Source organism: Bacillus sp. PK3-067 (assembly GCF_056738645.1).
In genome coordinates this window covers 3705457-3717619 of the sequence record NZ_CP096490.1, presented here as the reverse complement: position 1 = coordinate 3717619, position 12163 = coordinate 3705457, and the positions used below count along the sequence as shown (strand labels likewise).

Here is a 12163-nt window from a genome sequence, read left to right as displayed (position 1 = left end):
AAAAGTGAGTATTTTAAGTGCAAAAAATTTAGAAACAAGTTATGAAAAGCTTACAGTGTTTCGCGATTTAAATGTGGAAATACAAGAAGGAAAAGTAACGACAATTATAGGTCCAAACGGTTGCGGTAAATCGACATTGTTAAAAACAATGGGAAGAATTTTAAAACAAAAAAGCGGTAAAGTATATTTGCAAGGACAGGATTTACATACAATTCCAACGAAAGAAATTGCGAAGCAGTTAGCTTTACTCCCGCAAACTCCAATTGCACCAGGTGAGCTTAAAGTGGAAGAATTAATTTCTTATGGACGCTATCCACATCGAAATAACGTAAATAAGTTAACGACAAAAGATAAAGAAATGATTGATTGGGCATTAGATATAACGAAAACTTCTGAATTTCGAACGAGACAAATTGCAAATTTATCAGGTGGTCAAAGACAAAAGGTATGGCTAGCGATGGCATTAGCACAAGAGACAGAAGTGTTGCTATTAGATGAGCCAACTACATACCTTGATATGTCTCATCAATTAGATGTATTACAAATTGTGGAGAAGTTAAATAAAGAACATAATTGTACGGTTGTTATGGTATTACATGATATTAACCATGCATCAAGGTTTTCAGATGAAATTATTGCAATGAAGGAAGGCGAAATTGTTACAACTGGTAGCCCAGAAGAAATCATTACAAATGAAGTGTTAAAAGAAGTATTTCATATTGATGCGCGTGTCATGATTGATCCGTATAACGGGGCTCCTGTTTGTTTCGGTTATGATAGCGTTGTATCTCAAGAAGAAAAAATCGAAATATATGTAACAAGTTAAAAAGGGGGGGATAGGGTGAATACTACAGTTGAAAAACAGCAGATTATAACATCTAATACAGAGCAGTGGAAAATGTATTCAAAATTAGAAGGTAAGGAATATCAAATTCATATTTCAAAGCCGAAGCAACCAGCACCGGATTCAGGATATCCTGTCATTTACGTATTAGATGGCAATGCCTTTTTTCAAACATTTCATGAAGCAGTTAAAATACAATCAGTAAGAGCGGAAAAAACCGGTGTTTCACCAGCTATTATAGTAGGAGTGGGTTATCCAATTGAAGGCGCATTTTCAGGGGAAGAAAGGTGCTATGATTTTACGCCTAGCGTAATTTCAAAAGATGCCCCTTTAAAACCAGACGGTAAACCGTGGCCTAAAACAGGAGGAGCACATAATTTCTTTACTTTTATTGAAGAAGAACTGAAACCACAAATTGAAAAGAATTTTGAGATTGATAAAGGTAAGCAAACTTTATTTGGGCATTCTTTAGGTGGCCTATTCGCTTTGCATATACTATTTACAAACTTGAATGCTTTTCAAAATTATTTTATTAGTAGTCCATCTATATGGTGGAATAATAAATCCGTTCTTGAAAAAGAAGAGAACCTTATAATTGAATTAAACAATGCTAAGTTTGAAACAGGAGTGTTCCTTACAGTTGGATCACTTGAACGAGAGCATATGGTTGTAGGTGCAAATGAATTATCAGAGCGCCTTCTCCAAGTAAACCACGATAAACTTAAATTTAAGTTTTATGAAGCTGAAGGGGAGAATCATGCATCTGTTGTGCCGACGTCTTTAAGTAAAGGATTGAGGTTTATTAGTTACGTATAGGAAAAAAGGTTATGGATGAAACATTCCATAACCTTTTTTAATGTGTAGAATTGTCCTTTTCGAAAGTTTTGTTTCAACTTTTCGTCTAAAGAGACAAAAAGTTGTCACAATTCGGTCACAATTAGCATAAACATAAAATAGACGAAATGAACTTATTTCCAAAAGGCTTGGTTTATTACAATCAGGATTCGTAGAGCTGAAAAAGCATGGATGAAAAGTTCACTATATTCCCAAGGAGGTAGATCGTATGAAAACAATTCTTGCTATCGCTGGACTTATTTGGGTTCTATCACATGGCATTCCAATTTATGAAGGAGAACAAATTCGCAGTGCTCTAAATAAAAATTTTAATGAATATCATATCATTGATCGGCAAGATAATGTTGTGACAGTTCGAGTAAATGACTGTTTTCATACGGTAACCGTTGAAGGAACTTCAGTAGTGAATGATACAAAAGTATGTGATCAGCAATAATTATATATGGAAAGAAAAAATTCTCGGGTTAAATATCTGAAAATTTAAATTAAAACATTATAGACGAAGAATAAGCGGGGGCGGGTAATCCCCGCTTATTCTTGTTTCACTTTATTGAATTTTGATGAGAGATATAATGATTTTTTGACAAAAAGGAAAGGGTATACTGAAAATTGAGATTAAGAAGCTAATGCGTTGTTAAGAATAATCATAAAGTGTAAATATACTCTTATGGGGTATCATGCGTAGATATTTAATGCTATAATTGGTATACTCATAAAAAACAATTGTTTTATTGGATGAAGAGAAACTTTAAGAAGGTGATAATATGGATCATAAAGAGCATGAAGCAGTAACACATAGATCAGAAAAAGAAAAAGAACAGATTATAAATAGATTAAAGAGAATTGAAGGACAGGTCCGCGGTATTCAAAACATGATTGAAAATGATCGTTATTGCGTAGATATTTTAGTGCAAATTTCAGCGATTAATGCAGCGATGAAAAAAGTAGGAATGGGCGTTCTCAAAAATCATACGAGTCATTGTGTTTCAGGAGCTATTAAAAATGGAAATGGTGACGAAGCAATTGAAGAATTAATGACAGTATTTGAACGTTTTTCAAAAGCGTAAAAACAAGCTAGTATTTAACTGGCTTGTTTTTTTGTTTACCCTCATATTGGATTTGGGTGTATTGTAGTGAAAAAGTGTGTGTAAAATAAACTTTTAGAAAATAATTGAAAAATCATGATACAAAACCATTGATTACCTTAGGGGGGTATGGTAAGATATAATTGTGATTAACAAACAATGAATAAACAAGAGGAGGATTTTAAATGGAACAGTTAACATTACAGGTTGAAGGTATGTCTTGTGGACATTGTGTAAATGCTATCGAAAGCAGTGTGAAAGAGCTAAACGGTGTTGAACAAGTGAAGGTTCAATTAGCAGAAGGAACTGTTGAAGTTACTATCGACTCGTCTGCTGTCACATTAAAAGATATCGTTGCTGTAATCGAAGATCAAGGATACGATGTTCAATAATTATTTTTAGATATGAAAATAAATCGTACTTTAAATGAAGTACGATTTATTTTGCTAATCATTATACCTCATAAGGGTATATAGAGGTGAGAGACATGAATGAAAAAAAAGAGGCCAATCTTCAAATATCAGGAATGACATGTGCGGCATGTGCAAATAGAATTGAAAAAGGTCTAAAAAAAGTAGAAGGTGTTCATGAGGCAAATGTAAATTTTGCGCTTGAAAAAACAAAAATAATGTACGATCCAACTAAAACAAATCCGCAACAATTTAAAGAAAAAGTTGAATCATTAGGATATGGAATTGTAAGTGATAAAGCTGAATTTACTGTTTCAGGAATGACATGTGCAGCATGTGCAAATAGAGTTGAAAAGCGTTTAAATAAGTTAGATGGTGTGAACAAGGCGACAGTAAATTTTGCTTTAGAATCAGCCACAGTAGACTTTAACCCTGATGAAGTTAATGTAAATGAAATGAAGAGCGCGATTACGAAGCTAGGATATAAATTAGAAGTGAAACCAGATGATCAAGATGAATCAACTGATCATCGATTACAAGAAATTGAAAGACAAAAGAAGAAGTTTATTATTTCGTTTATTTTATCTTTCCCATTATTGTGGGCAATGGTTAGTCATTTCTCATTTACGTCATTTATTTATTTACCGGATATGTTAATGAACCCTTGGGTGCAACTAGCACTTGCAACTCCTGTTCAATTTATCATTGGTGGACAGTTTTATGTTGGGGCTTATAAAGCGTTACGCAATAAAAGTGCTAATATGGATGTTCTCGTGGCGCTTGGAACGTCGGCCGCGTACTTCTATAGTGTATATTTAAGTATTCAATCTATTGGTTCTTCGGAACATATGACAGATTTATATTTTGAAACGAGTGCGGTACTTATTACATTAATTATTTTAGGTAAATTATTTGAAGCGAAAGCAAAAGGGCGCTCATCAGAAGCAATTAAAAAATTGATGGGTTTACAAGCGAAGACAGCTACAGTTGTGCGAGATGGAACAGAAATAAAAATTTTGATTGAAGAAGTAGTAACTGGTGATATCGTCTATGTAAAGCCTGGTGAAAAAATACCAGTAGATGGTGAGATTGTAGAAGGAAAGTCAGCAATTGATGAATCGATGTTAACGGGTGAAAGTATTCCTGTTGATAAGTCAATTGGGGATGTAGTAATAGGTTCGACAATAAATAAAAATGGATTTTTAAAAGTGAAAGCAACTAAGGTAGGAAGAGATACTGCATTAGCTCAAATTATTAAAGTAGTAGAAGAGGCACAAGGTTCAAAAGCTCCTATTCAAAGGGTAGCAGATCAAATTTCAGGTATTTTCGTACCGGTTGTAGTTGTGATTGCGATTATCACATTTGCAGTATGGATGATATTTGTTACACCTGGTGATTTTGGCGGAGCACTTGAGAAAATGATAGCAGTACTTGTTATTGCTTGTCCATGTGCATTAGGTCTTGCAACGCCTACATCTATTATGGCAGGATCAGGAAGATCGGCTGAGTATGGTATTTTATTTAAAGGTGGAGAGCATTTAGAAGCAACGCACCGATTAGATACGGTTATTCTAGATAAAACGGGTACAGTGACAAATGGGAAGCCGGTATTAACAGATGTAATTGTAGCAGATGGATTCAATGAAAATGAACTGCTTAGATTAGTAGGGGCAGCAGAAAGAAATTCTGAACATCCGCTTGCAGAAGCGATTGTAGAAGGAATTAAAGAAAAGAAAATTGATATCCCGAGTTCAGAAACGTTTGAAGCGATTCCGGGATTTGGTATCGAATCAGTTGTAGAAGGAAAACACTTATTAATTGGTACACGTCGATTAATGAAGAAATTCAATATTGATATTGAAGAAGTTTCTAAATCAATGGAAGCGCTAGAACGAGAAGGAAAAACAGCAATGCTTATTGCAATCGATAAAGAATATGCTGGTATAGTTGCCGTTGCAGATACTGTGAAAGATACTTCAAAAGCAGCTATCGCAAGACTGAAAAAAATGGGTCTAGACGTTGTGATGATTACAGGAGATAATACACAAACTGCTCAGGCAATTGCAAAGCAAGTTGGTATTGATCACGTAATTGCAGAAGTATTGCCAGAAGGAAAAGCAGAAGAAGTGAAAAAACTGCAAGCAAATGGTAAGAAAGTAGCGATGGTTGGAGACGGGATAAATGATGCTCCTGCTCTTGCTACAGCGAACATTGGTATGGCAATTGGAACGGGAACGGATGTAGCGATGGAAGCAGCGGATATAACGTTAATCCGCGGTGACTTAAATAGTATTGCTGATGCGATATTTATGAGTAAAATGACGATAAGAAATATTAAACAAAATTTATTCTGGGCATTAGCTTATAACGCGTTAGGAATTCCAATTGCGGCATTAGGTTTCTTAGCCCCTTGGGTTGCTGGAGCAGCGATGGCATTTAGTTCTGTATCCGTTGTATTAAATGCATTACGATTACAAAGAGTTAAATTAAAACCTTAAAAAGCTACATTAAGTAATTGAATAGAATTAAAAAACAATACTTGAATAAGTATTGTTTTTTTGTTCGTATAGAAATTAAAACGATATAATAAAGCAGAAATATAGAATCGTATGTAGTAGAAAAGTTAAGAGGTAGTTTGGTAAGGAGACTTATATATGTTAAAAGATATTATAATTAGAACATTCCAGAAAAAAGATTTAGATCAAGTATTACAATTGTTCTATGAAACAGTTCATACGGTTAATGCAAAAGATTATAATGAGTTACAGCTACAGGCGTGGGCACCGGAGCGACTAGATAGAGAAAATTGGTTACAGTCTTTAGAAAAGAATATTAGCTATGTAGCGGATCATAAAGGTATGATTGTGGGGTTTGGGGATTATAACGATGATCGTTACGTAGATCGTTTATTTACGCATAAAGATTATCAAGGGAAAAGAGTCGCTTCATACATACTACAGAAGTTAGAAAAAGAAGCAGTGAACTTGGGACATAGGGAGATATATACAGAGGCGAGCATTACCGCAAAACCTTTTTTTGAAAGTAAAGATTTTATTTGCATAAAAGAACAAAAGAAACAGCATAATGGTCAGATTTTTATTAATTATGTTATGAAAAAATATCCTTCTCATAAATGAGAAGGATATTTTTCATTATTTTACAGCTTCTTTTAGTTCTTTACCAGCTTTGAAAGCAGGTACTTTAGAAGCTGCGATTTGCATTTCTTCACCAGTTTGTGGGTTACGGCCTGTACGAGCAGCTCTTTCGCGAACTTCGAATGTACCGAATCCGATAAGTTGTACTTTTTCACCAGCAGCTAAAGTGTTAGTGATTGATTCTACTACAGTTTGTACAACTACAGTAGCTTCTTTTTGAGAAATCTCAGCATTTTGTGCTACGTTTTTAATTAATTCTGTTTTGTTCATGTTTTTCACCTCATATGTAAATAATGCTATTTAAGTTGTTATTATAACGTATAAAACATTCGAGAACAAGTGTACGTACATATATTCGCAAAAAAAATGAAATTTGTAATATTTTTAGGGTTCTTTATAGACATTCTATTTAAGCCGACAGAGATTTGTTCTTCATTTCAGTCTTCTCTTGATAAGAAGATAGTTTCTTATTATAAGATATGAAGTAAGGTAGTGCTACAAATAACATACCTCCTACTAAATTTCCAAAGAAAACAAAAATAAAGTTTGGAAAATATTCAGCCCAAGTGAAATGACCGGCAAAAATTGCGGCTGGGATGACAAACATATTTGCTACAACGTGTTGAAATCCAATCGCAACAAAAGTCATAACTGGGAACCAAATACCGATAATCTTTCCGATAAATTCTTTACTTCCCATACTGAGCCAAACAGCTAAACAAACGAGCCAATTACATCCGATTGCAGAAATAAATGCTTGCAATGGTGTATCTTGTAGTTTCGCTTGAGCGATAGAAATAGTTTTCGCTAAAAAAGCTCCTTCAGTTAAGCCAACGATATGGCCGAAAAAGTAGGCTACAAATACAGCCCCTATGAAATTGCTAAACGTAACAATAACTAAATTTCGTATGAAATGAAATAAAGTAATTTTCTTTTGAAGCCAAGCCATAGAAACTGTCATCATGTTACCAGTTACTAGTTCACCGCCTGCAAGAATAACGAGAATAAGACCGATAGGGAATACAGCAGCGCCTAGAAAACTAGTAAATGATCCCCAATATTTTGGCATTGTTCCAATAACATGAATATCGAGTAAATACCCTAATGCGATAAAAGCACCGCCAAAAAAACCGAGAATTAGCATAGGGAGTAATGATAAATGAGCTTTTTTCCTTCCGGAATTCGCAGCAAGTTCCGTAATTTCTTCTGGTGTAAATACAGACATGAATAACCCCTCCGTAATAAAATGATGGAATGAATAGAAAAAGATTCGAAAATATATGTATTATAAAAATATGGTATGACTTCTGTATAAAATTGTCAAAGTGAATAGGGAGGAAATTACATATTAATAACATTGTTCATGTTGTCACATTAATGTAACAATAAGGATTTAAAGTGTTTCTAGAGGTGAAAACATGAATACGAATCATGTAAAAAAAGAACGAAAAAAATCAATCGTAAAGATATTTATTATTAGTTTTATAAGTATATTAATGATACTAGTAAGTTTGTATTATTATGCGACAGAAATAGAACGAAAACTAGTAACAGTTACATGGAATGAAATAGAAGCTTCTGCAATTCCTAAAGAATTTAATAATAAAAAAATATTACAGTTTTCAGATGTACATTTAGGGCCAGAGTTTACATTGAAGCAACTTGAACATTTGGTGGAGAAGATGAATGAATTACATCCAGATATAGTAGTTTTTACCGGAGATTTAATAGATAAATTTGGTTCTTATAGTGCAGAAAGAGAGGGAGCGAAGGCTATTTTGCAGAAAATTTATGCTCCCTTAGGGAAATATGCTGTGTTTGGGAATCATGATAGGGGCGGGGGCGGTAGTTTATTTTACAAAAAATATATCGAGGAAGCTGGTTTTTCTGTATTAGTAAATGAAGTGCAGAAAATTAAAGTGGAAAACGGCAAATATATTACAATATCAGGTTTGGATGATTTTCTATTAGGGAAGCCGAAAATAGATTCAACTTTAAAAAACTTGAAACAAAATGATTTCAACATGTTATTAGTACATGAGCCGGATGTTGTAACCAAAATAAATCGTTACCCAGTTGATCTTCAACTGTCAGGACATAGTCACGGGGGACAAGTCCAAATCCCTTTTGTAGGTCCGTTAATTACTACCAAACTAGCTGAGAGTTATGTTGAAGGTATGTATGAAGTGGAGGGGAAGAGTAAGCAGTTATATTTATATGTAAATCGTGGTATTGGGACTACTAGGATGCCTGTTAGATTTTGTAGTGTACCTGAACTTTCAGTTTTTGTGTTGAAGCAAAAGAGTGACTAGAATATTTAACAATATGATTCGGAGGAACGTGCGATGTTGGGCGATGGAAAACAGTTTCTTAAAACTTTAGATGTGACAAAGTAATTTTCATAAATAAAAAACAACAATAGGACCTATAAAGGGTCCTATTGCTGTTTTTATCCTGCATTGATTGCCCATAAATGTCCGATTGATGGGGGCTAATTATAGTTTTACTTTGTTATTTTTGCAAGGAAAGACCATCAAAATATGTTCTATAGTTATTTGAGAATTCGAAGTTGTTTTTTGCATCCCAATTAATAGACCAAGACATTAGGCCGCGGAATGCAGGATAGCCACTCTGGTTAGAAAGTTTATACTTTCCTCCGAACGGAACTCCTTTAATGATATAATTTAAAGCTTTTTTCATTTCAGTTGGCGAAATGTATCCACCACTTGGAGCTGCCGCTGGTGCTGCTGGAAGCCCAATCATGACTTGATCTGAACGAAGAGCTGGGAAAATGTTATTTGCATTACCACCTACAGGAAAACCATGTAAGAGCATATCTGCCATAGCGACCTCGTAGTCTGCAGTACCTTGATTGTAGTTATTACCGTCCATTCCAATCCCGCTACCAGCGTTGTAGTGTTGAACATGAATGTATGTTAGTTTATCTTTCACTCCGTAAATAATTGGTAAATATGCACCCCATATGCTTCCATATGCGCTATAACCGCCTTGAACATAAGCTGTTTCAGGAGCCATGCTTAATAGAAAATCTGGACCATAATGATCTGAGATTGTTCGAATAGCTGATATAAGATTTACGATTTGGGGAGTAGTTGGATTTTTGAAATTAGTATCATTTCCGTTTAAGTAAATACCTGATTCAAGGTCAATATCTATTCCATCAAAACCGTATTTATCGATTAGAGACTGTATGGAATTAATAAAACGATCCTTAGCGGCATTGTCAGGAAGTAAAACGACTCCATTTTGTCCACCTATTGAAAGAACTACTTTCTTTCCTTTACTTTTTAAATAAGAAATATCTGATTTGAAGTCTGCATCTGTACCATACACAGGAGAAAATTCAACAGTGGAACGATCACCACCAGTTTCACCAAAAGATACATTGATTACATCCCATTTTGGTGAAACGTCTTTTAATTTAATAATGCCAGTACCGTTATCAAAGTTATGCCAATATCCAACGAGTAATTTTGAACCTAAATTGTTTGCTGCTTGTGCTTGGAAAGGGGATAGCGGTAGAAGTAAGAACATTACTAAAATACAACAAAAAAATTTGAACTTGTTTAACATATCAACACTCCTATACAAAAAGTTGTCTAGATGTATAATCTTGTTTATTTAATAATATCTGAAAATTCTTTCTTTTGTAAAGGGACTATAATTTTCTCAACAATTGTGTATGGGAAAGTATTAAACCTAATGTAATAATTTTTGAAGAAGGTTGAATTGTAATTGTTAAATTCAGAATATTTTGATATATTTTAACGTATAGAACAAAATCTTTCGCACAGTACTCTTACATAAGTTTCAAAATTTAGTTTGGAAGGGGATGTACAAGATTTGGATAAAAATCTAAAGAAAGACCTCAAAATACGCCACATTACAATGATTTCAATTGGCGGCGTAATAGGGGCTGGTTTGTTTGTTGGAAGTGGTGCAGTTGTACATTCGGCAGGACCAGGTTCTATCGTTTCATATGCATTAGCAGGACTTCTAGTCATTTTCGTCATGAGAATGCTAGGAGAAATGGCAGCTGTTAATCCGACAAGTGGTTCATTTGCAACGTATGCAAGAGAAGCGATTGGTCCTTGGGCGGGTTATACAATAGGCTGGTTATACTGGTTTTTTTGGGTAATTGTTATTGCAATAGAAGCCACAGCAGGTGCTGGTATTATCCAATATTGGATTCCACAAATACCGCTTTGGTTATTAAGTTTAATATTAACAATTTTATTAACGCTGACGAACGTTTTTTCGGTGAAATCATTTGGAGAGTTTGAATATTGGTTTTCTTTTATTAAAGTAATAAGTATTGTTTTGTTCCTTTGTCTAGGTCTTGCTGTTATTTTAGGATTTGTTCCAGGAACAGAAGCACCCGGCACTTCGAATTTAATTGGACAAGGTGGATTTATGCCAAACGGTATAAGTTCGGTCCTGCTTGGAATTACTGTTGTTATATTTTCATTTATGGGATCAGAGATTGTAGCAGTAGCGGCTGGTGAATCTGCAGAACCTGTAAAAGCAGTAAAAACAGCAACAAACAGTGTGATTTGGCGTATTCTTGTATTTTTTATTGGGTCTATAGCGGTAGTTGTTACGCTACTGCCATGGAATTCAGCAAACATATTAAAAAGTCCATTTGTAGCTGTACTTGAACATATAGGAATACCAGCGGCAGCACAAATTATGAATTTTATCGTTTTAACAGCTGTACTTTCTTGCTTAAATTCAGGCTTATATACAAATTCAAGAATGCTTTTTTCAATGGCAGAAAGAGGAGATGCTCCAAAGTCATTTTTAAAATTGAACAGTAGTGGTGTTCCCGTTCGAGCGGTTTTATTTGGAACTTTCTTCGCTTATATTGGAGTTGTGTTTAGTTACATTTCTCCAGATAAAGTCTTTTTGTTTTTAGTGAATGCATCTGGCGGGATTGCGTTACTAGTTTATCTCGTTATTGCAGTTTCGCATTTAAAGATGCGTAAAAAAATGGGGAAAGTAGAACAACAAAATTTGAAAGTGAAAATGTGGCTTTTTCCGTATGTAACGTATGTTACAATTGCTGCTATTATAGCAGTTTTAGTTGCGATGTTCGCAATTGATACTTTACGTTCACAAGCACTTTTAACAATGTTTGTTACAGTTCTTATCATACTTTCTTATTTTATTTTTAATAGAAATAAAAATAGCACAGTTTTGAATCCTAAAAGTAAGAATGAGGAATCTGTTCGATTCTAATTTTCTTATTTTCGAAGAGAGTTACACCCAGTCATTGCTATAAAAGAATCATATATAATCATAGAAACAAGTAATTACTATTGTCATAGTGGATATAAACTTTTTTCTTGACTTTTTATACGAAGGCGAGCAAAATGGTAAAAAAGGAAGGGGGGATGATGATGGAAGAGTACGTATTAGAGCTGTATAACCTGTTATATACGACAGAATGGCAAGATATTGTTTCGTTTCTAGGAATCGTATTTTGCATGAAAATTGTAATTGTATATATGGAAGAGCAAGGTATGTTCTATTCCTTCTCATCTCCGTTCGATGTGCAGCGCGAGCCGTTGCTAAACTATGCCAATGTGAATTACGAACAATTTCCTTTTGTAGTTTTCTTTATGATTCGATTTATTACAGCAATTGTAAGGAAAAAGGAAAGTGATGATGAAGAGTGCCACTCAACTTGTAAGGTAGCTAACGTTTTTTAAGCTAAATACAAGGAGGAGATTTATATGTGGTTTCGATTTCTTATGATTGGTTTCTTTTCATTAACAGCAATTTCATTAATGG

13 protein-coding genes are annotated in these 12163 nt (G+C 34.3%); 10 read left to right on the top strand and 3 right to left on the bottom strand.

Annotated elements, in window-relative coordinates; genetic code table 11:
• Nucleotides 1–4: 4 nt before the first annotated feature.
• From M1D73_RS19045 to M1D73_RS19015, 7 genes are all read left to right on the top strand, one after another.
• Nucleotides 5–826: an ABC transporter ATP-binding protein gene (locus tag M1D73_RS19045; RefSeq protein WP_000025766.1), complete on the top strand. Its 822-nt coding sequence runs from the start codon at nt 5–7 to the stop codon at nt 824–826.
• Nucleotides 827–841: 15 nt separating this feature from the next.
• Complete coding sequence (locus M1D73_RS19040) at nt 842–1660, top strand: alpha/beta hydrolase (protein ID WP_001098699.1); 819 nt, start codon at nt 842–844, stop codon at nt 1658–1660.
• Nucleotides 1661–1907: 247 nt separating this feature from the next.
• A complete protein-coding gene (locus M1D73_RS19035; protein ID WP_000849103.1) occupies nt 1908–2135 on the top strand; it encodes a hypothetical protein in 228 nt (75 codons plus the stop codon).
• Between the two features lie 328 nt (nt 2136–2463).
• Nucleotides 2464–2766, top strand: coding sequence for a metal-sensing transcriptional repressor (locus M1D73_RS19030; protein WP_000349637.1), 303 nt, complete (start codon nt 2464–2466; stop codon nt 2764–2766).
• Between the two features lie 203 nt (nt 2767–2969).
• The gene (copZ, locus tag M1D73_RS19025) at nt 2970–3176 is read left to right on the top strand and encodes a copper chaperone CopZ (RefSeq protein ID WP_000436973.1); all 207 of its coding nucleotides are present in this window, start codon (nt 2970–2972) and stop codon (nt 3174–3176) included.
• A 95-nt stretch (nt 3177–3271) separates the two neighbouring features.
• Entirely contained in the window at nt 3272–5692 is a 2421-nt protein-coding gene (locus tag M1D73_RS19020) for a heavy metal translocating P-type ATPase (RefSeq protein WP_121868052.1), read from the top strand.
• Between the two features lie 156 nt (nt 5693–5848).
• Nucleotides 5849–6331 carry a GNAT family N-acetyltransferase gene (locus M1D73_RS19015; protein ID WP_000910167.1) on the top strand — a complete coding sequence of 161 codons (483 nt, stop codon included), beginning with the start codon at nt 5849–5851 and terminating at the stop codon, nt 6329–6331.
• Nucleotides 6332–6346: 15 nt separating this feature from the next.
• On the opposite strand, the gene M1D73_RS19010 is transcribed toward M1D73_RS19015, so the two are convergent.
• A complete protein-coding gene (locus M1D73_RS19010; RefSeq protein ID WP_001043904.1) occupies nt 6347–6619 on the bottom strand; it encodes an HU family DNA-binding protein in 273 nt (90 codons plus the stop codon).
• A 139-nt stretch (nt 6620–6758) separates the two neighbouring features.
• Nucleotides 6759–7574, bottom strand: coding sequence for a formate/nitrite transporter family protein (locus M1D73_RS19005; protein WP_000110545.1), 816 nt, complete (start codon nt 7572–7574; stop codon nt 6759–6761).
• A 193-nt stretch (nt 7575–7767) separates the two neighbouring features.
• On the opposite strand from M1D73_RS19005, the gene M1D73_RS19000 reads away from it, so the two are divergent.
• A complete protein-coding gene (locus tag M1D73_RS19000) occupies nt 7768–8661 on the top strand; it encodes a metallophosphoesterase (protein ID WP_001095335.1) in 894 nt (297 codons plus the stop codon).
• 199 nt (nt 8662–8860) lie between these two features.
• On the opposite strand, the gene M1D73_RS18995 is transcribed toward M1D73_RS19000, so the two are convergent.
• Nucleotides 8861–9943, bottom strand: coding sequence for a chitinase (locus tag M1D73_RS18995; protein ID WP_000932436.1), 1083 nt, complete (start codon nt 9941–9943; stop codon nt 8861–8863).
• A gap of 270 nt (nt 9944–10213) precedes the next feature.
• Here M1D73_RS18995 and gabP point away from each other — a divergent pair, with 270 nt between their 5' ends.
• Together gabP and M1D73_RS18985 are read left to right on the top strand one after the other, a co-directional pair.
• On the top strand, nt 10214–11608 hold the full coding sequence (gene gabP / locus M1D73_RS18990) for a GABA permease (RefSeq protein WP_000360113.1): 1395 nt from the start codon (nt 10214–10216) through the stop codon (nt 11606–11608).
• A 134-nt stretch (nt 11609–11742) separates the two neighbouring features.
• A complete protein-coding gene (locus M1D73_RS18985; RefSeq protein WP_121868051.1) occupies nt 11743–12081 on the top strand; it encodes a hypothetical protein in 339 nt (112 codons plus the stop codon).
• Nucleotides 12082–12163: the final 82 nt, after the last annotated feature.

Coding starts and splice junctions, on each gene's coding strand:
- M1D73_RS19035 (WP_000849103.1), top strand. CDS start 1,908: ATGAAAACAATTCTTGCTATCGCTGGACTTATTTGGGTTCTATCACAT.
- M1D73_RS19030 (WP_000349637.1), top strand. CDS start 2,464: ATGGATCATAAAGAGCATGAAGCAGTAACACATAGATCAGAAAAAGAA.
- copZ (WP_000436973.1), top strand. CDS start 2,970: ATGGAACAGTTAACATTACAGGTTGAAGGTATGTCTTGTGGACATTGT.
- M1D73_RS19020 (WP_121868052.1), top strand. CDS start 3,272: ATGAATGAAAAAAAAGAGGCCAATCTTCAAATATCAGGAATGACATGT.
- M1D73_RS19015 (WP_000910167.1), top strand. CDS start 5,849: ATGTTAAAAGATATTATAATTAGAACATTCCAGAAAAAAGATTTAGAT.
- M1D73_RS19010 (WP_001043904.1), bottom strand. CDS start 6,619: ATGAACAAAACAGAATTAATTAAAAACGTAGCACAAAATGCTGAGATT.
- M1D73_RS19005 (WP_000110545.1), bottom strand. CDS start 7,574: ATGTCTGTATTTACACCAGAAGAAATTACGGAACTTGCTGCGAATTCC.
- M1D73_RS19000 (WP_001095335.1), top strand. CDS start 7,768: ATGAATACGAATCATGTAAAAAAAGAACGAAAAAAATCAATCGTAAAG.
- M1D73_RS18995 (WP_000932436.1), bottom strand. CDS start 9,943: ATGTTAAACAAGTTCAAATTTTTTTGTTGTATTTTAGTAATGTTCTTA.
- M1D73_RS18985 (WP_121868051.1), top strand. CDS start 11,743: ATGGTAAAAAAGGAAGGGGGGATGATGATGGAAGAGTACGTATTAGAG.